Consider the following 22,126-nt stretch of genomic DNA (forward strand, 5'->3'; position numbering starts at 1 on the left):
CTCGACCCGCCGGACAAGGCGATGGTCCTCGCGGTCGACGAGAAGTCCCAGATGCAAGCCTTGGACCGCACCGCGCCGATGCTGCCGATGATGCCCGGCGTGCCCGAGCGCCGCACGCACGACTACGTCCGGTACGGCACGACGAGTCTGTTCGCCGCGTTGGACATCGCCACCGGCAAGGTGATCGGTCAGCATCAGCGCCGGCACCGCCATCAGGAGTTCCTCCGGTTCCTGCGCACCATCGACGCGAACACCCCACCCGACCTGGACCTGCACCTGGTCTGCGACAACTACGCCACCCACAAAACCCCAGCGATCCGGACCTGGCTGGCCGCGCACCCCCGCTTCCACCTGCACTTCACACCAACGTCCGGCAGTTGGCTCAACCTGGTCGAACGTTGGTTCGCCGAACTGACCAACCGCAAACTACGCCGCTCCACCCACCGCAGCGTCAAAGCCCTCGAAGACGACGTCAACGCCTGGATCGCGGCATGGAACGACAACCCGAAACCCTTTGTCTGGACCAAAACCGCCGATCAAATCCTCGACAACCTCGCCAACTACTGCAACCGGATCAATAAAGCTTCTAACGACTCAGAACACTAGCCGCCCTGTGGGGGTTCTGTCGTCCCCGCACGCGCGGGGGTACTCCGATGCTGCCGCCGCCGTGGCTGCGGCCCGCACCGTCGTCCCCGCACGCGCGGGGGTACTCCGTGTCCGCGGCGCTGAAGCGCGGCAGCGAGGCGGTCGTCCCCGCACGCGCGGGGGTACTCCAGTCCTCAACACGACGGGCAAGACCGCCGAGCAGTCGTCCCCGCACGCGCGGGGGTACTCCCCAGGGCAACGGCTCGACGATGGCGGCGCTGGCGTCGTCCCCGCACGCGCGGGGGTACTCCTGATCCGGTGATGCAAGCACTGCTGAGGCGAAGGTCGTCCCCGCACGCGCGGGGGTACTCCATGGAGTGACGCACCGTGAAAAACTACGCAGCGGTCGTCCCCGCACGCGCGGGGGTACTCCCGGCGGTTTCGAGCCCGAGTCGGTGAAGGCCGCGTCGTCCCCGCACGCGCGGGGGTACTCCGCACCGCGCCGGCCTGGAGACCGTCAAGGCGTGGTCGTCCCCGCACGCGCGGGGGTACTCCGCTGATGGCCCCGCACCGGCACCTCGTGGAGGAGTCGTCCCCGCACGCGCGGGGGTACTCCCGTCGACGTGACGTGGACGTGCTGGTACATGCCGTCGTCCCCGCACGCGCGGGGGTACTCCCCGGTCCGGGTTGGCCTGAAGGTGCGGTGCGTCGTCGTCCCCGCACGCGCGGGGGTACTCCCCCCGAGCACCTCGCACGCGGGCTGTGGGTGCGGTCGTCCCCGCACGCGCGGGGGTAATCCCCACCTGCTGGCCGCGTGCCCACCAGGCGCTCGGTCGTCCCCGCATGCGCGGGGGTAATCCGCAGAACCAGTTGATCCGCAGGGCCCGTGACGGGTCGTCCCCGCACGCGCGGGGATAATCCGGTGGACCATGACCGATCCGCAGAGCGCCCGCGGTCGTCCCCGCGCGCGGGGGTACTCCGCGGCGCATCGAGGCGGCGCTGCGGTTGCTGCCATCGTCCCCGCGCGCGGGGATAGACCGGTGATGCCGGTCCCTTTCTCGCCCGCCGCCTCGTCGTCCCCGCACGCGCGGGGGTACTCCCGACAACTACCCGGGCATCGAGGCGATGGAGGTGTCGTCCCCGCACGCGCGGGGGTGCTCCCCTGGCCATCGCAGGCCTGGGCGTGTTGCTCGTGTCGTCCCCGCACGCGCGGGGGACTCCGCACCTGGGGCTGTGGCAGCCCCGCCACGTCCGGTCGTTCCCGCACCCGCCCCGTTACCTCGGCGGCCAGGCCATGGGCCGGTGGTCCCTGAGACCGACGGCGACTTGATCGAACCCGCGAGGCAAGCGTCCATGGCGTTGATGCATACGCCGCCCGGCCGAACCGGCCGGCGGCGCCCGACAGCTGAGGAGGCGTCCGTTGCCCGAAACGATCACCCTCGACCACCGACCCGATGCAGCCAGCGTCGAACACCAGCCACCGGTTCCCGTCGTCGCCGATGACGAGCACGAGTTCGTTCCCGCGGCCCTGCGCCGGTTGCGGGACGCGGCCCGCAACTGCTGCCACATCGCCGCGCGCAACGGCTCCTACCCGGCTGACCTGGCCGTGGCCGTTCTGGCCGACACAACGGCGGCGCTCACGGAGCTCGCCGGCTGGGTGGCGCCCTACGCCGGCGACTTCTGGCCAACCGCAGGCGGTGAGGTGGACGTCGCGCGCACGGCGCTGACCGCGGCCCGGGGACATCTCGACGCCGCCCGCCATCACATCGACCTGGTCCCGGCGCAGGACGATTCGGTGACGGCGGTGGTGTAGCTCGCCTTGGCGGCTGTACCCAGTGCGCCCGGCTCGACCGAGCGGGCGCACCCCCGTCACGGCCGCTCGCCGTGGCCGACGATCATGCACCGATCGCCGTCCGGCGGCGTTGACGATCATCGCGGTATGACTCCGAAAGCGGACCGCCCCAGCGTCCGGGCTCGCGTCGTGCATGACCGACGCGCAGGCGTGCCCGTTGCGGCCTTGGCCACGCAGCTATCGCGGCCTCGAGGGCGGTGGCCGCGACCAGGTGCAGGAGCCGATCCGCCGCCGCGGATTCCCCCACAGTAAGGTGCCGCTGGCCGCGGTGGCCACACGACCGCGCCCGCGACGGTGTGGCGCAGGAGGTGGCTGGTGCGCTGCAGGTGGGATCGGTCCGGCTCGGGCCGCAGCCACGGGAAGCCGCCGCGGCACGACACGAGGGTGGCCCCGGCGAGCGGCCCGGCGAGGACGAGCTGCCACCCGTACGACCCAGGCGCCGTCGTACCGCCAGCCGCAACCCACACCCCGCGTCGGCGGCGCCGGCGCCGAGGCCCCGCACAGGCCCATCGCGCAGCGGCGCCCGTTGATCCAGGCCAGGGCCCTTGGCGGCAGGTTGACCGGCATGCGCACAGTGGCGACGGCGCCGCTACGCTCGCGGCTGGTGTGCCGCCCGTCCCGCCGGCCCAGCGGCCGGCAGGTCGGCCCCGGGCGCCGGCCGCCGCGTGGGACGGGTGGAGTGTCGGCGCACCATAAGTGGGATTACGTGCCGGGCACCGAGACTGCCGGTCCTGCGGCACGAGGTTGCGGTCCTGCGCCGACAGGCCGGCCGCAACCGCGGTGGTTGCCGCCGGTGAGGTGACGTCATCAGCCTGCGCCGTGCCGCTGAAAGCGATCGCGCTAAACAAGATCGGAAGGGCGGCCAGGGCGCGAGACAGCATAGGACGTCCTGGATGGCAAACGTGTCGACCTTTCGGCCGCCCTCGCCGGTCTTGACCACGACAGTCTTGGCTCTGAGCCGACCTACCAAACTCGGCTCACTAGTGCAGGCCAGGTCTTACTCGACGATCTGCACCGTCTCACCACCCGTGGCGAGGTTGGCGATTGCTACGGTCCCGTTGGCCAGTGCGGCCATCCAGGTGACTTTGCTTGGGCCTGGTGTGGCAGACGCCGGGACGTCGAGGTGCATTTCGTAGGTGAGTGAGGCGTGCTTCGGGATGGTGGTGGTCGAGCAGTTGAGCTGATATGTGCGGGTGACTTCGCCGACGCCTTGCTGATAGACCGGGCACGGGTTGAGCTTGAACGCCTGGTCGGCGGTGTTCGCGATGGTCACCTGGTAGGTGAGGGTGGAGCCGCGGCGTACGGTACCGGGAGCGGACATACTGACGGTCAGTGGCGCGTTGATGAGCGGTGCCTGGACGTACCAGGGGCTTACAGCGAATTCGCAGCCGGGTGTAATGCCGGGCACCGTGACGTGGTGCTGTCCGATAGTGATGGCGACCGATGAGTAGGTCGGCGGTGCCGCATTGGCGCACGGTGTGACCGTGATGTCCAGTCGGACCGGTTCGCCGGGGTCGACCGTCGCCGGCATCTGTGCACCGGCATGCTGTGCCGCTTGTGTGCTAGCGGCCAGTGCTGTTGGCTCGCCGTCGCCGCTCCGCAGGGCGGTGAGCTGCGGTGCGCTGCCAAGGGTGCATCGGGTGTCGCTGCCGTTGGCGATAAGTACGGTGTACGTCTTCGCGCCGCTCGCGGCAATCGTATTGGATTCGGCCCAGGGTTTGCCTGCCAGGTCGGACTCGGTGCAGGCGCGGACGTCCGGGCGCGGGCTGCGGCGTGTCAAATTCGGCAGGCTGGCTGGTGTGTCTGTCCATGCGATGGTGCCTTGGGCTGGCGTCACTGCTTCCGGGGTGCGGTCCTGCAGGATGTTGACAGCCCCAAGGCCGACGAGCACGGCGGCTGCGACGACGCTGCTGGCGACCGTGTATCGACGTCGGCGCCTCCGCCGGATCCCGGCTTGCACCCGCGGTACCGGCTCGGTCCAGCCCGTCTGCATGTGCCGTTTGTCTGCCAGTTCCTGCCTGATCAGCTGTTCGATGTCCATCAGACGTCGCTTCCATCAAGATCCCGGCTGGCGAGCGCCGCCCGGAGTTTGGCCAATGCGCGCGAGGCGTTGCTTTTCACTGTTCCGACTGAGCACCCGAGCGTGGCTGCGATCTGGCTCTCCGACAGATCGTCGTAATAGCGCAGCACGAGGACGGTCCGCTGCTGCTTCGGCAGCGAGGTGATGGCATCCCACAGCTGTTCATCCCGCGGTTCCGAGTCGACGTGGGCCACTTCAGGCGTGGCGTCCGTGAGTCGCTCGCGTCGCAGCGAGCGCAGCCGGTTTAGATAGCGGTTGACGATGACCCGGCGGACATAACCGCCTGGATCGTCATGCTTGTGCACTCGACGCCACGCCATGCCGGTCCGCTCAAGCGCGTCCTGCACGAGATCCGCCGCGAGGTGCGCGTCACCGCTCAGGAGATAGGCGAATCGCAGCAGCTCGCGGTGTCGGTCCCGCACGTAGCTTTCGAACGACGGCGGGGCGTCCCAGCTTGGCATGCCCCAAGGACACCACAGAGCCGCGAAAGGTTGCATGGTCTCGCGAGGTGTTGCCGGTTGCTTCTCGGCAGCTCCGAGTGCTCCCGTTCAAGTTGGGCCAGCTTGGAGAGGTGCTTGGCGCGTGCCTGATACAGCGGCAGAAGGTGATCTAACTCACTCATGAACATCGATTGCAGATAGTGATCAAGAAGCGGTCGGCTGGCCGAGTGCTGAGCGCTTTGCCGCCACAGTCGATCACGCAGTGTGATCCACTGCTGACAAAAATCCTATCGATCGAGACCCTTGCCCCGGACGGGGCACCCAAGCGTGCGCCCGGACTGCTAGAAAGTCACACGCCGATGGGAGTGGCTACGGCGGCCACCGTAGCCACTCATGTCCTCGGCATCCGCCTCTACCAGAAATGAGGGTCAGTGCAAAGAACCGGAAGAAGTCTACTCGCCATCGCTGCTGTCGCGGCGATTGGCACGGTCGCGCCGATCGCGACTGACACGGCGTCGGCGGCTCCCGCCGAGCGCCACACGCCGGCGGTGCGGTCCGCGCATCTCGGCGGGGACACACTCAAGAGCACCGCCCAGCGCGGCGACCGGATCGACCGCTCCGGACGGGCAGGCAAGCACGTCCGGGACTACCTCGACCAGGAAGCCCGCCGCGGCCGCATGCTCAACGAGGCGGACGTCTCGGTCGCCAGCGTGCCCGACCCGCTCAATCCCGGAGAGAACGTCGACATCGCCTGGACCGGCGAGCAGCCGGTCACCGACATCTCGCTGCAGCAGGTTGACGACAACGGCCGCTCCGGCGCCCAGGCGATCGGCGTCCAGCTGCTTCGCGACGGCCAGGAACAGGCCGGTATCGCGCAGCCGAACGGAGGCTCCGGCTACGACGCCGCCTCGTCGGCCTCCAACATGTACAAGCAGAACAACGGCTGTGTGACCGTCTGGTTCAGCAACGACTACAGCCCCGACCAGCACCAGCTGATTTCCTGTTTCGAGAAGTGGGCCCAGTCCGGCACCAACCACTGGGTGTACAACCGATGGGGCCTGTGGACCCGTGCGACCGACTACGGCGGCCACTTCGCCTCGACGAAGGAATTCACCATCCGTTCGCGGCCGTGGGCCGGTCAGGAGCCCAGGCTCACCAGCCTCAACTCGTGGCAGCCGCCGGGCCCCAGCAGCTCCTGTCAGGAACGTGGTTCGCTCTCACTCGGCGGTACCTATGGCGGCGTCACCGGCACGGTCAGCATCCCGATGCGCACGTGCAGCAACACGATCCTAAAGAACAACACATCCACCAAGATGATCGGTATCGGCATCGAAGGCTCAGAGCCCGGACGTCAGATCCGTATCGATGTCGCAGGCGACTACAACGCACAGAACAACTGGATCATCCCGACCTGGGCCGACTACGCGTGGGCGCAGGTCGACTTCTGGGGCGGCGACCTCTACCACGAGTACTACCTGAACAAGGACTCGGGCTGGTGAACGTAGGCAAACGCCTGCAGTCGTCCGGGCGGCGTGCGCACGCACGCCGCCCGGCGGCTCGCCGGCCCGCAAGCCAGGCCACAGGACGCAACCTTCGGATCGGCATGGCCAGTGCGGCGATCGCCGTAGCAGCCATCGTCGGCGCATCGATGCTCCTCTCGAGCCCCACCAGCGGCCACGAAACAGCGCCGAGCCCGAGCAGCGAGACCGCGGCCAGCGGCGCACGCTGTGACGACGTCGCGACCCGCGAAGAGTGCCGCGACATCGTCGTCAACGGTCGCAACCTCCGCTATACGTTGACCAAGGCCCCCACGCCCACGACGCGCACCGTCATCGCTGACTTCGGCGGACCTGGACTGTCGGTCCTGGGCGACGGCTACCTGCTGACCTTCCTAGCGCAGCATCCAGATGTCGCGAGCAAGTACAACTTCGTCGCGGTCGAGGAGCCCTGGTTCACCCGCGACCCCTCCCCAGATTGCCGGACCCGCCTTACCGCCTTCTACCGGTCGTCACGTACGGCGGCACCCGATACGCAGGCAAACGCTCAGGCGCTGCGCACCTCCTGCGGCCTGACCGCCGCAGGCAATTACCAATGGGGCTTCGACCGGCAGACGTACCGGGACCTTCTCACCGCGATCCAAGCCCAGAACGGCCTGCACTACACGGGTTTCATCGGCCAGTCGTTCGGCTCTGTCCGACTCGGGTACCTAGCCGGAACCGATCTCATCACCAAGCTTGACTGGATCGCCCTCAGCCATCCGTTCCCCGTTGGTGTCACCGGTGAGGAACTTGTCCGGAGTCGCGCCAAAGCGACCGCTGCCCTCGTCGACCAGCTCACCGCGGGCCCCGCTACGCTGCCAGCGGCGGAAACGCCAAGCCGGGCCCTTCCAGTGACCCGTTTCGACGAACTGTCCGCTGCGATCGAACTCGGCTATCTCCCCAGCGTCGAGCAGGACTCCGCGGCGGCAGGGATCGCTGGCAGTCAACGGCCCGCGCTGGTAGCGCGGCTGTCGGATCAGCTGTGGCAACGCTACGGTGATGACGCGATTTCCCCGGCGTACCTGGCCCAGCTGGACGAGCTGTGCACCGCCGTGCCGGTTTCCTCGTCCGCCGGTGTCACCGAGTCACTCGACGGCGTGCTGAACGCAGCGCTGCTGCCATGTCGCGGCATTGCCGCTCGTCCAGCCGACAGGCTGCATCTCGGTTCGGTCAGCACCTGCATCGCTGTCTCCACGGCCGATACTGTGGCGCCTGTCGACCTTGCCGAACGGACTCTGCGCGGTATTAGTGATCAGCTCCGATGGATTAAAATTGATGACCGCAGCCACCGCTCGGGCGATGGCCTCGCTCAATGTCTGGTAGGGCGTTAGGCCCAAGATTGAACGTGCGCTAACCAGTAGTGACTGGAATTCTTGGATCAATCGGCCAAGTTGCTTGAAGTTCAACCTGGCACCGACATAGGGATCGATCATCTCCATGACGGTGTGTCCACCCTCCGCCGCCGTACGGACCACTTGCAGGAACGAGCTTTCGGGATTGTCCGCGAAGGTTCGCCGACGCCCTTGCAATCGACAAAGAAGGTCAACATATTTTCCACCCGAACCTGCGCGGAATACCAGATTGCGATGCTCAAGAGTGCGGATATCGATAGGCCGGGCCGCGTCGGCGCGCCTCTTGGCCGCGCAGAGTCGTCACTAACCCGAGTAACCACCGCGCAGCCGCGACCACCAGCATGCACTGACGCTGGACTTGGGGCCGGACCATCGCACCGTCCGCGGCATGTCTGGAAACGGGATCAAGCCGCGTGTCGCGACGGGTTGGCGGTCATGGACGGGCAGCGTTGCTTGCGGACGCTGATGGAGGTCGGGGCGACGATCTCCCGGATCGCGTCCTCGTCACCCTGCACGAAGCGAGCAACTGCCGGACCGTGTTCCCACTGGTCGAGGCAATGATGACCATCGTCCATCGCAGCCGGAGGTGACCCGGTCTCACGCCGCACGATTTGCCGCGCGAGGTCGAGGACGGCAGGGATAGCCGGGTGGCCATCTGAAGTCCAGTATCCGCCTTTCGCCGATGGCATTCTGTTGCACCCGGCCGATGCAATAGGTGCCATGCCCAGCCTCCGCGTACGACTCGCCGCCGCCCGCGCAGCCTGGAAAACCCCCGTCAGTTCCAGCCCGCCGCGCAGTCCAGCCGCCGCCCTGCGTCGGGCTGGCCGACCGAACACACCCCGGGCGGCCTCCAGAGCGCTTCGCCGGGGCGGGCAGCCGCTCCGCCTGGAAGGATCACCGACACCCGTCCAACTCGACATCCGCCCTGACTGGCGGCAAACGTTGACGGCGTTCGCCGGCATCGTGTCACTCTTACTCGTCGCCGCGGGGCTGTTCTATACCAATGACGCCAATCGGCGGCAACAGCAGGCGAACCGCGATCAGCTTAAAGTCGCCGAGCAGGGGCAGTTCACCGACCGGTTCGGCAAGGCGGTCGAACAGCTCGGCCAAGAAGGCGATGACAAGCTTGGCGTCCGCCTTGGGGGAATTTACGCCCTCGAACGGCTCATGAACGACTCGCCCCGCGACGAGCCCGCCATCATCGAAGTGCTGTGCGCATTTGTCCGCATACACGCCCCAAGGTTGGTCGAGGTTCCGCCGCCAGCCAGGCCGCCGTCCTCGCCGGACGTTCAGGCTGCTGTAACTGTGCTCGGCCGGCGGCCGAGCCCTCTAGCTAAAGGCAATTCGCGTCTCGACTTCAACAGCGCGCTGCTGTCGATGCCCGCCGCCGAACTCCTCGGCTCGAATCTGGCCGGCGCCAATCTTGAGTACGCAAACCTACTCGCCGGGGGTCTGAACAATGCCGACCTGCACGGCGCCTACCTGCGCAATGCCAACCTGCAGGGCGCCGTCCTGCGCGCTGCAAATTTGGACAGCGCGGACCTCAATGGTGCGGATCTGCGCAGCGCGGACCTGCGCAATGCGGATCTGCGCGGTGCGGACTTGAGCGGAGCGGACATGGACGGGAGCCCTGAACAGCTATTTTGCAGCTGGGTCGACGACGCTACGAAGCTACCTCCTTATGTGACACGTCCCATAGAGAATGCGCCGGAGCGCAACCCGGCCTGCAAGTAGGAGCGAAAGGGGCTAGGGGCTTTCTGCTGAGGGCCGCGACTGGCGGCTCGGCGTTCGACGGCAAGATCGGATGTCCGATCATCGGCAGATGGGTGAATTGATCAAGCGCTTCCACTGGGCCGGGTTGCGACGCACCGTAGTCCTCTCGTATCGGCTCAATTGGATGTAGACGAGACTGCGGAAGCCTGCGATCACGGGGTGACCCCGTGATCGGTTGCTCGCTGGTTGCTCAGATGTTCGCTACCTGGCGCAGACGAAAGCGGATGGTGCAGGAACTTGCGCGTCCGATGCGAGGCGAGCCTCGGCCTTGCGGGGATCCGAGCTTGCCGACCAGCACGGACGTTGCGCAACAGCATCGGACGCTCGGCGCTCGCCACGGACTTTTCGTTGTTATGGTTGAACTTGAGCGAGTTGATCGTCCACTTCGGACTTTTAATCCGTAGGTTCAGGGTTCGAGTCCCTGGCGGCCCACTGTATTTCTGCGCCTTCGGCGCGGCGGGGGTTCCCACCCGCACCCCCATGGCCGCTGCGCGGCCACTGGCGAGCGCGTTCGCGCCGCCAGTTCACCCGGCCCGAGGGGTGCGTAGGGCCAGACTGCCAGCGGGGTATGACACTTCGCGCTTCTCGTGGCTCGGTTCAGGGTTCCGGGCCGCCGCGCAAGCACGCGCTCCACGTGGTCGAACTGCCTCCTGGCGAGCGAGTCGTACCCGTCCTCGTCGCTCATCCGGCGCAGCGCGTGGTGCGGGACCGCCTCGGCGCGGTGCGGTGCGCCGAGGCGGTCCGGGAGGGAGCCGAGGCCGACTGGACTCAGCCGGCCGAGGTCACCCTCAGACCTTGATCGACCAGGTGCTGATGTAGCCGGTGTCGGCGGCCGCCGCGTCCTGCACGCGCAGCTTCCAGGTGCCGTTGGGCGCCTTGCCGCTCAGGTTCATCGTGTAGGTCTGGTCGATGTTGTCGGCGCTGCCGCCCGACCGGTTGGACAGGATGTACGGCGTGCCGTCGGGCGCGACCAGCGTGACGACCAGGTCACCCCGGTAGGTGTGCACGATGTGCACCTCGACCGTGCTCGTCGGCGAGGCCGTGGGGGCAGCGCAGCCGGCGATCGTGATCGGGCTGTCGACGGTGCCGGGGTCCGGGATCTTGAGGGCGGTGTTGTTCGTGCCCGGGCACAGCGCCGCGGTCGGGCCCACGTTGATGTTCCAGGTGTTGATGAAGCCGGTGTCAGTGGCCGCCGCGTCCTGCACGCGCAGCTTCCAGGTGCCGTTGGGCGCCTCGCTGCTCAGGTTGACCGTGAAGGTCTGGTCGAGGTTGTCGGCGCTGCCGCCCGACCGGTTGGCCAGGACGTACGTCGAGCCGTCGGGCGCGACCAGCGTGACGACCAGGTCACCCCGGTAGGGGTGCACGATGTGCACCTCGACGGTGGCGTTGGCCGGCGCCGTGCTACCGGCGCAGCCGGCGATCGCGATCGGGCTCTCGACGCTGCCCAGGTCCGGGATCGTCGTGTCCGTGTTATTGACGCCCACGCACGGCGTGGCGGCCGCGGCTGTCCCGCCGGTGGCCAGCACGACCCCCGCCGAGGCGGCCAGCATGAAGGCCGCGAGCCACGTCTTCGCCTTCGTCATACCCATCGGTGGTTGCTCCTCGATCGTGTGCAGTTGGTCTTGAGAAATAGACGGCCTCACGCGCCAATCCGGACGTCAGGAATCCGACGCTCGCGCCCTTGCGTTCAGCCGCCCGCGATGCTGGGCGACACGCGGGTATTGACTGGATACGACGGAGTCGCCCGCCGGGTCTTGGAGTTGACCGGTGTCCTCGACCTGCTGTCCCGGCCGACGGGGATGCCCGGCCCGCTCTGACCCGCGGCAGCATGCGGGCACCAGGCGTGAGGCGGCGGCGCGCACTGCATGCCACCGTCGCCGGCAGCGTGCATGGTGGCGGTCGTGTTTGCTCCGTGGTTGCTCGGATGTTTGCTACCACGTGCGGACGGTGGCGGACGTTCCAGGACTCGCGAGTCGAGGGCCTACGCCGGCCGTGAAACCGCTGCGAGGGAGATCGCCCTGACCAGGATCTTCTGGCGGTGGTGAGGGCGAGCCGGGCGGTGGCTTCGGCTGCTCGGCGGTGGTTGGTGTGGCTTCGACCTATGCGGAGATGTCGCTCCAGGGCTGCCAGCCGCCCCCGTAGTAGCTGACGTTGCCGTGGAAATCCGCAGTGCGGGTGTACAGCTCGGTCGTTCCCCATTTGGCGTTGTAGATGACCGAGGGAGCGACTGCGGTGCTGCCGCCGAGCTTGTTCCAGCCCGACCAGGCGCCGAGGTAGTAGACGTATTCGATCTGGGCCGACGCTGTGCGGACGTAGGCCTCCGTGGTGCCGCTCCTCGGGTTGTAGACGAGCCCGGGGCTGTCGTTCAGCGCGCCGCCGAGATCGATCCAGCCGGCCCAGCCACCGAGGTAGTAGCGGTAGGCGAGCGTGTCGTTCGTGGTTCGCGCGTAAACCTCGGTCGTGCCGTACTTCGGGTTGAAGATCACCTGTGGATCGCCCGTGATGTCGCCCTGCAAGTCGATCCAGTCGGCCCATCCGTTGAGGTAGTAGCGATATTTCACATGCCCGTCGACGCCGCGGACGTACGCCTCCGTGGTGCCGAACTTCGGGTTGTACAGCAGCGCCGGATCGCTGGCGGCGCCGCCGCCCAGGTCGTACCACTCCGACCAGCCGTTGGAGAAGTAGCGGTACTTCAGGTGCCCGTCCGTGGTCCGCGCGTAGACCTCGGTGGTGCCGAATCGCGGGTTGTAGAGCGCCGCCGGCGAGCCGACGATGTCGCCGCCCAGATCGATCCAGTCCGCCCAGCCGCTGGAGTAGTACCGGTACGCGACGTGGCCACTGGACAGGCGCGTGTAGACCTCGGTGGTGCCGAATCGCGGGTTGTACAGCGGCGCCGGATCGTCCGTGGTGTCGCCGCCGAGGTCGGTCCATCCCGTCCATTCATCGGTCCAGGTTGCGTAGACGATGTGGTTGGAGTCCTTTGCTCTCGCGTACGCCTCCGAGGTACCGAAGCGAGGGTTGTACAGGCCCTTGACCCGCGAGCCGAGCAGCGGCGGGTCCTCCTGACGCACGAACAGCAGGCGGTTCGGGCTGCCCGGGCCGGGATTCTTCACCGCGCCCACGGTGGAACTCTGCAGGAGCGCTTGCCGGACCTGGTCCGGGCTGTAGCTCGGGTGCGCCTCCAGAATCATCGCCGCGGCCCCGGCGACATGCGGCGCGGCCATCGCCGTGCCGTCCCTGGAACCGGTGGTGAAATTGATCCAGACGCCGGGGGCGAACAGGCTGACGCACGGCCCGTAATCCGCCCAGGCCGGCCGGTTGTCGTACACATCCGAGGCGCCGACAACCAGTGCCGTCCGCACGCTGCTGGGCGAGTGGTAACAGGCATTGCCGCCCGGATCGTACTCGTAGTCGTCGTCGGCGCCGACCGTCCAGGTGATGCCGGCCTCGATCGAGTACCGCAGGGCATTGTCGATCGACGGGCTGACGCGATCGCCGCCGATACCGAAGAGCGCAACCGCGGGCTTCACCGCGTAGTACGTGACGTAGTCGATGCCGGCGACGATCTCCGAGATAAAGCCGGCGCCGTAACAGTCCGCCACGCGCACTGCGGTGATCTGTACCTTCTTGGCCACGCCGTACTGCGCACCGCCGAGCACGCCGGCGGCGAACGTCCCTCGCCCCTCGCAGTCGTTCAGGACGTTGGGATCGTTGCTGTTGTTGCCGCTCTGGTTGCGGCCGTCAGGGTCGAACGGCCGCCTCACCCGGTCGACGAAATTGCGCCCCCACGTGGCGCGGCCGCCGAAGTCCCAGTTGTACTTGTCGACGCCGGAGTCCACGACATAGGCATGCACCGACGGCGCCTCGTTCGGATAGGTGTAGGAATAGCTCGAACCCGCCCGCTGGTCGATGCGGTCCAGGTTCCAGTACAGCGGGTACGGCTGCGTGCCCTCCGCCCTGGCGTCCCGGCCGCCGGATTGTTCCTTCGGACCGAACCGGACGTCACGTTCGACCGATTCCACCGATGCGTCGCCGGCCAGCCGCTTGGCCTGCTCCTCGCCGAGACCCGAGACCGAGAAGCCCTGCAGGGCGCTGCTGTACTGCAGGCCGACCGTGCCGCCGTACCGGCTGGACAGCGAGTTTGCCGTGGCGCTGACCGCGGCCTTGCGCTGGACCGGATTCCGGCTCTGGGCCTGGAAGCCGGCACTTTTCAACGTGACGACGTATGAACCCTCGATGCCGTCGCCGGCCGCGCCGACGATACTGCCCTCGGCCGGCGATGCGAGCATGACGCCACCGGCGGCCGCGACCAGTGCCAGCGCAGTCCAGCGGCCCGTCTCCCGAAGCAATGCTGCTCTCCTCCCGACAAGGACCGGGCCGCAGCGCGAGCGGCGACCAAGATCCAAACGGGGGAGCCTTCATCGTAGCGAAGCGAAAGCCGAGACAACGACGAACGCGGAAGAAACCGTTGCCCAACAGCATCGGACGCTCGACACCCGCCATGGACTTTTCGTTGCAATACTTGAAATTGAGCGAGTTGATCGTCCACTTCGGACTTTCAGTCCGTAGGTTCAGGGTTCGAGTCCCTGGCGGCCCACTGTATTGCTGCGCCCTCGGCGCGGCGGGGTTCGGTTCAGGTTCCGGGCCGCCGCGCAAGCACGCGCTCCACGTGGTCGAACTGCCTCCAGGCGAGCGAGTCGTACCCATCCTCGTCGCTCATCCGGCGCAGCCGCGCCAGGGCATGCGCGTCTCCGCGCAGGGCGAGCCCGGTCGCCGCGTGAATCCGCGCCTCCCTGTCGTCGCCGTCCAGCCGGGCGGCGAGCAGCTCACGCAGCGCGGGCGTATCGACCGTGGAGTGGACGAGCACGGCCGTAGCCGTCGCGCGTACCGTCGAGTCCGGGTCCCGGGCCAGGCGCAGCATCGTCTCCAGGATGGGCCCCGTCCGATCGTCCGCGCCGGCGTTGTCGAACAGATCCAGGGCCACGCGGCGGCGCACCTGGGGGCGATCGTCCGCGGCGAACGGCAGGAGTTCGTGGAGGAGCGTCGCGTGGAGCTCGCTGAAGCCCGCGTATGCGCCGAGCACACTGCACAGCGTCTCGGTGTCGGTCTCGGCCGCCATCCGCGCCTGGAGCACCGCCCGGGCGTCGGCGGCGTACGGAGCGTCGAACGTTGACAGGTGCAGCAGTTCCGCGGTGAAGCGGCGCACCACCGTGTCCTCATCGGCGAGCCGGGCGGCCGCCCACCGGAAGGTCCCCTCGGCCGGGAATCGCACCCTGATGGCGCGCCGCGACTCCGACCAGGCACACGACTCCGGGTCCGCCGACCACAGGGCCCGCGCCATCAGCTCGTCGCGTGAGACCGGCAGGTCCAGGTGTTGCTCCAGGATGGTGACGACGGCCCGGTGCTCGGTGAGGACCTCAGCCCACCGGTCGTTGGCGGCGCTCAGGCGGATCCGCCGCGCCCGGGCTTCGTGCTCGTCGATCGTGATGTGGTCCCGTGCCACCGTGAACGCGTCGCCGTCAGCCAAACCGGCCCGGCGGCGCAGCTCGGCTTCCGGGTCGACATCGAGCCAGGCCTGCGCCGCGTCGAGCGCACGGCGCAGCGTGGCCTCCGGTGCCGGGTGGCGTTGCAGCAGGTGTTTCACCAGATCGCTGGCCCCGTGGTCGGCCGCCCACACCAGCGGGTCGATCTCGCCCCAAGGGCCGGACGGCAGAGCCTCGCCGTATCCGTAGAGCAGCTGCGCGAACCCGGGGCCGCCCGATCGGGCCACCTCGCCGGCCAGCGCTCGGCCCCCGTCCTGCCACTGGTCCTCGTGCGGCAGGCTGTGCAGGTATCGACGGACGGCCGCCACGTCACCGTCCCGGATGGCATCGACAACCGCCTGCTCCACCCCGCCATCTTGCCCTGCCGCCGCCCGCTGAGGTGGCTGAGCGTGCGCATCGGTGCCCCCGTGGCGCCGATGCGCACGCAGCTCACTGCTGCCTGTACATAGCGGCAGGTGCCTCGACCACCTTCGAGCCGGTCGGCTTCGTGATGGTGACCGGCGAGCCGAAGTCCGAGAACTTCAGGTCGTACTCGCCGTCCTTGCCGTCGTCGATGTGGGGCAGCGTGGCCTTGAACTCGGCCAGGTAGCCCTGCTCGTTGACCGACGCGGTGAACTTCACCGCGCCGGCCCGGTCGGTCGCGATCGCCAGCACGTACTCGAGGAACTTCCGCGAGCCGGCCGTGGTGCCCTGCGCCTTCGTCAGGTCGAGGGTGCCGGTGAACGTCCCCGGCGCGGTCGAGCTGACGTTCTTGACGCCGGTCAGCAGGGTCAGCGGCGTCAGGACGTCGGTGAACATGGCGAACGGGCTCTTCGCGTCGATCTTCGCGATCTTCATGCGCATGGTCTTGCCGCCGAGGTCGCTCAGGCCGGAGAGGTACACGTCGTCGGCGGTGGCGATGATCGTCATGCGATCGGTGCCCGACGTCTGGGTGATCGACCCGATCTTGTGCTGCGCGTCGTAAGCGCACATCACGTTCTCTTCTGCGTTGTCGCTGGCGGCGAGGACCGCTTTCAGGTTGATCCCGGTGGTCTTGGCGACCGCGGCGGCCAGCACCGTCGCGGGTTCCGGCGCCGGAGACGCCGCGGACGAGGCGGGCGGAGCCGCCGATCCGCCGGCCGTATCGGCGGCCCCGCAGCCGGCCAGCGTGGCGACCAGGGCGGTGCCGAGCAGCGAACCGACGATGAATCTGGACAGCATTCGTCCCTCTCACAGATCGTTCTCACAGGCGACCTTCGGCCGCCTGCACATCGTCGAGGAGCCCGCTGACGACCGACTGCCGTCGCACTGCCGGGCGCTGCGATCGCACTGCGGTCGGCGTGTTGCACATGGTCGGAGGGGGGCCGCCGCGTTGCCGTGCCGGCCGTAGACTGTCCGGCGGCACGGGGAGGTCGGGGTGGCCAGCATGCCGGATGGGCACGAGTTGCCCCGTTTTGAGATTCTCGGGCCGGTGCGCGCCTGGCGGGGCGGGGAGGAACTCGACCTCGGGCCGGCGAAGCAGCGGGCAGTGCTGACCGCGCTCCTGATCAACGCGAACCGGCCGGTCTCGACGGCGCAGATCGTGGACACGGTGTGGCAGACGGAGCCGCCGGAGAACGGCGCGAACGTGGTGCAGAAGTACGTGGCCGGGCTGCGGCGGGTGCTGGAGCCCGACCGGTCGCCGCGCAGCCCCGGCAGCCTGCTCGTCCTCACCGACGCTGGATACCGGCTCTCGGTCGGCCCGGAGCGGCTGGATGCCGACGTCTTCCACGGCTATGTGCAGGAGGCGCAAGCCGCGCGAGCTCAGGGCCGGCTGGCCGACGCCAGTGGGCTGCTGCAGCGCGCGCTGGGACTTTGGCGGGGCAGCGCGCTCGCCGGGTTGTCCGGTGCCCCGTTCGACGCGGTCCGGGACCGGCTCGCCGAGAGCCGGGCGACCGCTCTGGAGTCCTGGGCGGCGCTGGAGATGGAGCGCGGCCACCACGCCCGGCTCCTACCGCGGCTCGCCGAGCTGGTCGCCGAGTTTCCTCTGCGCGAGGAGCTGCGGTACCTGTCGATGCTGGCGCTCTACCGGTGCGGCCGGCAGCCGGAGGCGCTTGCCGCGTTCCGCGACGCCCGCCAGCTGCTCGCCGACGAGTTCGGTGTCGAACCCAGCGAGCGGCTGCAGGAGCTGCACCGCGGGATCCTGCGCGCGGAGCCCTCACTGGCCGCGCCCGAACCGCCCCGTCCGGCGGTCGGCGACCACCGGCACCAACCGCCCGCCGCGCGCCCGCCGACCGCCGTGCTGCTGCCCGCCATGCCGCCGCCCCCCGCACCACGATCCGATCGCATGCCGGTCTGGCTGATCTGCATCATCGTGGCCGTCATACCGCTGGTGACGTGCGGGGTGATGAGCTGGGCGGTCGTCGGCGTCCTCGCCGTCCTGCACCGCAGCCGGATACTGGGCCTCGTCGCGGCGGCGTTCCTCGGGCTCCTCGTGTTCTTCTTCGTGGCCATGGAGCTGGATGGGCCGCAGGACGAGGCCGGGACCTGGGCGGGCGTCGGGGTGGTCGCCCTCCTCGTGGCGACGGTGGGTGGCTCGCTGGCCGGCGCGCTCATCACCATCCGCCCTCCCGGCCGCCTTCCGAAGCCGTCCGCCGAGGTCGAGCTGGCCCGGAGGGTACTGCGGGAGCAGGCGCGGCAGCTCGTCAACCACCACCCGTCGATCGCGCGTGAGCTGCGCATCGGGCGGCCCGACCTGCCGCGCACGTTCGACGACGGCGGCCTCGTCGACATCAACAGCGCTCCGGAGACCATCATCGGGTCGCTGCACGGGATCGGGCCGGACGACGCCCGGCGGATCATCGCCGACCGGCACATGCGCGGCCCGCTGGCCTCGGTCGACGAGATGATCACCCGCAACCTCGTGCACTGGTCGGTGGCCCGGGGGCTGAGCGAGACCCTGGTGGCGGTACCGCCCAGCTGACCCCGGGGCCGAGAGGTCAGGCCGGGATCTGCTCGCAGGGGGCGACGGGGCCGTTCGCGAGGCGGATCACGAAGCGCTGCTCGTGCGCGTGGCGATCCACGCGCACGGTGTAGACGAGGGTCTGGTTCTCGCCGATGTACTGCGGGTGCAGCCGGAAGTAGCTGTCGTTGCTCCCCGGCGCCGGCCCCTCCGCGAGGCCGAGCGGCATCTGCGAAACGGCACGTAGTCGGCTCGCGGCTCGCGGCAGGTCCGGTCGTACGGCAGGAAGTCCACGACCGCGCGGATGCCGAACGAGGCCAACCGGTCGCGCAGGCCGTCCGGGTCGCGGTAGTCGAAGATCGAGACTCGCACCGAGCCGTCGGAGTCGCGTTCCACGGCGTAGGCGGGCTGGTTCAGCTGCACCACGACCGCCGTGCCCACGGCCGCCGCTGCCGCCGCCGCGACGACCAGAGGCCAGCGGCGGCGGGCCGGGCGACGCTCGGCCACCACGACCTTCAGCTCGTCCAGCAGCCGGTCCTCAAAAAGCGTAGCCGTGAGCGTTTCCTCCTACGGACAGGGCTTCCTGCAGGTGGCGGCGGGCGCGGTGGAGCCGGACCCGGGCCGCGATCGGGGACACGCCCAGCGCGGCGGCGGCCTCGGCGGTGGACAGGCCGTCCACGGCCACGAGCTCGATGATGCGGCGGGTGGACTCGGGCACGCCGTCGAGCGCCCGGTACACGCGGCGGGCCGCGCTCTCGGCGTCGATGCGCTCCTCGATGCGCGCGATGCCGGCCCGCGACCACGGTGTTACATCAGAGCGAGACGTACTCCCGCGGGACCTCGGTGCGGAAAACCGGCTGCGCGGCGGGGTCCCAGTTCTCCTCGTCCTCGCCGACGCGCTCGGCCAGCTCGAAGAACTCGCTCTCCACCGCGCGCAGCCCGGCCACCGTCCGGGTGAGGTCGAGGCCGGCCCGGCTGACGAACCGCGCGCCGTCGGGGCCGATGGACAGCGCCGCCATCCAGCCGTCGTCCTCGGCCTTCCACAGCTGGCCGCCGGTCTCGGCCCAGAACAGGGCGATCGACTCCGTGCTCGGGCGGGCGGCGGCCAGGGCGAGGAGCGCGGCCTGCACGTCGGGCGCGTAGTACCCGAGGTCGAACAGGTACATCTCCAGCGCCCCGTCGTGGTGTCGCAGCACCGTCCCGCTCGGACCCGTACAGGCGGACTCCACGCGCTCGAGCAGCCATTCGCGGACCGTCAGGCCCTCGGCGGCCTCGTTCCAACCGCCCGGGGACTCCTTGCCGTCCCAGAACCAGCCGGTGAACATCTCCGCCGGGTTCTCGATCGCGGCCTTGCCCGGAATGGGCAGGTCCAGCCAGCGGTCGAAGGCCTCACGGCTCATGGGCAGGCGGGCCGCCACCAGGAAACTGTCCGACATGCGGCGGAGTCTAGGGCAAGCTCGTGTCATGACCGCCATGGTGGAACTGACCCGGCTGCGGGTCGCGACCGAGCAGACCGACGCCTTCCTCGCCGCCCGGCCGGGCATGCTGGCCGACTTCGAGGCCGACCGAGCCGGGTTCCTCGGCGCGCGGCTCGTGCGCCTGCCCGGCGGCGAGTGGCTCGACATCGTGGACTGGGCCTCGGCCGAGGACCGCGAGGCGTCCCGGGCCAAGGGGGCCAACCTCCCCGGCATCGCCGCCTTCTTCGCCACGATCGCCGAGGTCGTCTCGGCCGAGGACGGAACGCCCGCCTAGGGCCTACCTGCTGGGTCGCTGGAAGTTGACTGGGAGCGACCAGACATCGTTACGTGATGGTGGCGGGATTATTCCGGGAAGATGTCCCATTTGGAAGGGCCTCGATGTTGAGAAAGGGTAACGAATAGGGTTTGGCTGATGGCGCGGCAGCCTCGTAGCGGGGTCCGATGGGCGGGTCCAATTTGGCCTTGCTCGAGAGGTGTCGATGAAGCTCATCTCGATCGTGTCCCGGGCCGCCGTAGCGACGGTCGTGACCACCACAGTGGCCGGCTTCGCGGCGGTGACCCTGCCGGCGGCGGCCTCGGCCGCGGTGCCCGCGTTCAAGCTCCGTCCGGCGATCACCGGGCATGTCGAAAAGGTCTCCCGGACCGCCCCGCTGTCCACGTCCGACTGCATCGCGCAGATCGGCATCCACTGCTACTCGCCGCTGCAGTACCGCACGGCGTACAACCTCAACCCGCTGTACTCCCGCGGCATCACGGGCAAGGGCCGCACGATCGTCATCGTCGACTCGTTCGGCTCGCCGACGATCCAGCACGACCTCGAGGTCTTCGACGCGCAGTTCGGCCTGCCGAACACGAACGTCCAGGTCGTCAAGGCCGGCAACGTGCCCCCGTTCGACCCGACCAACGCCGATCACGTCGGCTGGGCCCAGGAGACCACGCTCGACGTCGAGTACGCGCACGCCATGGCGCCCGACGCCAAGATCGTGCTCGTGGAGACGGCGGTCGCCGAGACCGAGGGCGTCACCGGCCTGCCCGAGATGATGGACGCCGAGAAGGCGCTCATCGACAAGGGCGTCGGCGACGTGATCTCGCAGAGCTTCGGCGCGACCGAGAACACGTTCCCCGGCTTCGACAAGGGCGACTTCAGCAGCATCCAGAAGCTGCGGTACGCGTACACCGACGCGGCGCTGCACGGCGTGACGGTGCTGGCCGCCTCGGGCGACGCCGGGGCCACCGACTACCAGGCGAACGGTGAGGACCTCTACACCTACCCGGTCAACTCCTGGCCGTCGTCGGACCCGCTGGTGACCTCGATCGGCGGTACGCAGCTCAACCTCGACAACAGCGGCAAGCGCGTCTCGAACGACGTCGTGTGGAACGACGGCTACGGGGCCGGCGGCGGCGGGCTCTCCCACGTCTTCCCGCGCCCGCTCTTCCAGGCCGGCGTGAAGAACGTGGTGGGCAACCACCGCGGCACGCCCGACATCTCGATGAGCGCCGCGGTCGACGGCGGGGCGTGGGTGTACTACACCTTCGTCGGCGCCGACTCGCCGTGGCACATCTTCGGCGGCACCAGCGAGGCCACCCCGATCTTCGCGGGCATCGTGGCCCTCGCCGACCAGCAGGCGGGCCGCCGCCTGGGCGACATCAACGCGGCCCTGTACCTGCTGGGCGCGGGCAGCACCCACACCCACCTGCCGACCGGCCTGGTGGACGTGACCTCGGGCGACAACAGCTTCGAGGGCGTGACCGGCTTCCCGGCGACGCCCGGCTACGACCTGAGCTCGGGCTGGGGCACCATCGACGCGAACAAGTTCGTTCCGGCGCTGGCCTTCCTGTAGTGCGGTTTTCTCCAGTGGCCCCCGGTTCGCCGGGGGCCACTGGCACGTCGCCGGAGGCCGCTGGCATGTCCGGCGAGGCATCTCCGGGGCCGGGATGGGTAAGGATGCGGGGTGACCAAGCGCGGAAGGAGTGCTGAGCGATGCGCGTGAACGAACTGCTGACCGAGGGCTACGGGCGCCTGCCCGACCTGGTGCGCGGGGCCGTGGAGGGCCTGAGCGCCGAGCAGCTGCACTGGGCACCGCGGCCCGGGGCGAACTCGATCGGCTGGCTCGTCTGGCATCTCACCCGGGTGCAGGACGACCACGTCACGGACCTGCTGGACGGGGCCGAGCAGCTCTGGGTCACCGGGGACCACGCGAAGCGGTTCGGGCTCGAGGCGCACGCGCACGACACCGGCTACGGGCACACGCCGGACGAGGTCGAGGCGGTGCGGCCGGAGTCGCCGGAGGCGCTGCTGGAGTACTTCGACGCGGTTTTCGCCCGCACCCGCACCTTCGTGGCGCGGCTCACCGAGGACGAGCTCGACAAGATCGTCGACGAGCGCTGGGACCCGCCGGTGTCGCTCGCGGTGCGGCTCGTGAGCATCCTCGACGACGCCGTCCAGCACGCCGGGCAGGCCGCCTACGTGCGCGGACTCCTGCCGCAATAGGGCCTTCCGCGAGGTAGTGCAGGACACACCGCAGCGGGGCGGCAACGGTGGTGTACTTGAATAGCAGGGTCCAC

Annotated in this window: 17 protein-coding genes, 1 pseudogene and 1 CRISPR repeat array; of the genes and pseudogenes, 9 read left to right on the forward strand and 9 right to left on the reverse strand. The window is 69.0% G+C overall.

Features of this window, described 5'->3' with window-relative positions; translation table 11 throughout:
• Window positions 1-606 (forward strand): IS630 family transposase (locus tag ABT369_RS39835; protein WP_350620454.1); only part of this gene is annotated, 606 nt, incomplete at its 5' end.
• 18 nt (window positions 607-624) lie between these two features.
• A CRISPR array of direct repeats spans window positions 625-1,507; the repeat unit is 28 nt; unit sequence GTCGTCCCCGCACGCGCGGGGGTACTCC.
• A gap of 498 nt (window positions 1,508-2,005) precedes the next feature.
• The gene (locus ABT369_RS39840; RefSeq protein ID WP_350620456.1) at window positions 2,006-2,398 is read left to right on the forward strand and encodes a hypothetical protein; all 393 of its coding nucleotides are present in this window, start codon (window positions 2,006-2,008) and stop codon (window positions 2,396-2,398) included.
• A 1,036-nt stretch (window positions 2,399-3,434) separates the two neighbouring features.
• Here the strand turns inward: ABT369_RS39840 and ABT369_RS39845 are convergent.
• Both ABT369_RS39845 and ABT369_RS39850 read right to left on the reverse strand, forming a co-directional pair.
• Entirely contained in the window at window positions 3,435-4,478 is a 1,044-nt protein-coding gene (locus ABT369_RS39845) for a DUF4232 domain-containing protein (RefSeq protein WP_350620458.1), read from the reverse strand.
• Entirely contained in the window at window positions 4,478-4,978 is a 501-nt protein-coding gene (locus tag ABT369_RS39850; protein WP_350620460.1) for a SigE family RNA polymerase sigma factor, read from the reverse strand. Before ABT369_RS39850 ends, ABT369_RS39845 begins: the two co-directional genes overlap by 1 nt.
• Before the next feature lie 410 nt (window positions 4,979-5,388).
• Here ABT369_RS39850 and ABT369_RS39855 point away from each other — a divergent pair, with 410 nt between their 5' ends.
• The 3 genes from ABT369_RS39855 to ABT369_RS39865 all read left to right on the forward strand — a co-directional run bounded on the left by ABT369_RS39855 (window position 5,389) and on the right by ABT369_RS39865 (window position 9,581).
• Window positions 5,389-6,456, forward strand: coding sequence for a hypothetical protein (locus tag ABT369_RS39855; protein ID WP_350620462.1), 1,068 nt, complete (start codon window positions 5,389-5,391; stop codon window positions 6,454-6,456).
• Window positions 6,457-6,560: 104 nt separating this feature from the next.
• On the forward strand, window positions 6,561-7,826 hold the full coding sequence (locus ABT369_RS39860) for a hypothetical protein (protein WP_350620464.1): 1,266 nt from the start codon (window positions 6,561-6,563) through the stop codon (window positions 7,824-7,826).
• Window positions 7,827-8,789: 963 nt separating this feature from the next.
• Window positions 8,790-9,581 carry a pentapeptide repeat-containing protein gene (locus ABT369_RS39865; protein WP_350620466.1) on the forward strand — a complete coding sequence of 264 codons (792 nt, stop codon included), beginning with the start codon at window positions 8,790-8,792 and terminating at the stop codon, window positions 9,579-9,581.
• An 827-nt stretch (window positions 9,582-10,408) separates the two neighbouring features.
• Here the strand turns inward: ABT369_RS39865 and ABT369_RS39870 are convergent.
• The 4 genes from ABT369_RS39870 to ABT369_RS39885 form a co-directional block, all read right to left on the reverse strand.
• Window positions 10,409-11,209, reverse strand: coding sequence for a proprotein convertase P-domain-containing protein (locus ABT369_RS39870; protein WP_350620468.1), 801 nt, complete (start codon window positions 11,207-11,209; stop codon window positions 10,409-10,411).
• Between the two features lie 510 nt (window positions 11,210-11,719).
• Window positions 11,720-13,969, reverse strand: coding sequence for a DUF8189 domain-containing protein (locus tag ABT369_RS39875; protein WP_350620470.1), 2,250 nt, complete (start codon window positions 13,967-13,969; stop codon window positions 11,720-11,722).
• A 284-nt stretch (window positions 13,970-14,253) separates the two neighbouring features.
• Window positions 14,254-15,510: a hypothetical protein gene (locus ABT369_RS39880; protein WP_350620472.1), complete on the reverse strand. Its 1,257-nt coding sequence runs from the start codon at window positions 15,508-15,510 to the stop codon at window positions 14,254-14,256.
• A gap of 82 nt (window positions 15,511-15,592) precedes the next feature.
• A complete protein-coding gene (locus tag ABT369_RS39885; RefSeq protein WP_350620474.1) occupies window positions 15,593-16,363 on the reverse strand; it encodes a hypothetical protein in 771 nt (256 codons plus the stop codon).
• A gap of 250 nt (window positions 16,364-16,613) precedes the next feature.
• Between ABT369_RS39885 and ABT369_RS39890 the strand changes: the two genes are divergently transcribed.
• Complete coding sequence (locus ABT369_RS39890; protein ID WP_350620475.1) at window positions 16,614-18,104, forward strand: AfsR/SARP family transcriptional regulator; 1,491 nt, start codon at window positions 16,614-16,616, stop codon at window positions 18,102-18,104.
• 16 nt (window positions 18,105-18,120) lie between these two features.
• Here the strand turns inward: ABT369_RS39890 and ABT369_RS39895 are convergent, their stop codons facing one another.
• From ABT369_RS39895 to ABT369_RS39905, 3 genes and pseudogenes are all read right to left on the reverse strand, one after another.
• On the reverse strand, window positions 18,121-18,312 hold the full coding sequence (locus ABT369_RS39895) for a hypothetical protein (protein ID WP_350620477.1): 192 nt from the start codon (window positions 18,310-18,312) through the stop codon (window positions 18,121-18,123).
• A gap of 309 nt (window positions 18,313-18,621) precedes the next feature.
• Window positions 18,622-18,885, reverse strand: a pseudogene (locus ABT369_RS39900) (RNA polymerase sigma factor); the annotation flags it as partial.
• Between the two features lie 10 nt (window positions 18,886-18,895).
• Window positions 18,896-19,519, reverse strand: a complete 624-nt coding sequence (locus tag ABT369_RS39905; RefSeq protein ID WP_350620479.1) for a hypothetical protein — start codon at window positions 19,517-19,519, stop codon at window positions 18,896-18,898.
• A gap of 28 nt (window positions 19,520-19,547) precedes the next feature.
• Between ABT369_RS39905 and ABT369_RS39910 the strand changes: the two genes are divergently transcribed.
• From ABT369_RS39910 to ABT369_RS39920, 3 genes are all read left to right on the forward strand, one after another.
• Complete coding sequence (locus ABT369_RS39910) at window positions 19,548-19,835, forward strand: hypothetical protein (protein ID WP_350620481.1); 288 nt, start codon at window positions 19,548-19,550, stop codon at window positions 19,833-19,835.
• 205 nt (window positions 19,836-20,040) lie between these two features.
• Window positions 20,041-21,402, forward strand: coding sequence for a S53 family peptidase (locus ABT369_RS39915; RefSeq protein WP_350620483.1), 1,362 nt, complete (start codon window positions 20,041-20,043; stop codon window positions 21,400-21,402).
• Between the two features lie 140 nt (window positions 21,403-21,542).
• Window positions 21,543-22,052, forward strand: a complete 510-nt coding sequence (locus ABT369_RS39920; protein ID WP_350620485.1) for a mycothiol transferase — start codon at window positions 21,543-21,545, stop codon at window positions 22,050-22,052.
• The last annotated feature ends 74 nt before the right edge of the window (window positions 22,053-22,126 follow it).

Origin of the sequence: Dactylosporangium sp. NPDC000244 (assembly GCF_040300725.1) — a bacterium.
Classification (GTDB): Bacteria; Actinomycetota; Actinomycetes; order Mycobacteriales; family Micromonosporaceae; genus Dactylosporangium.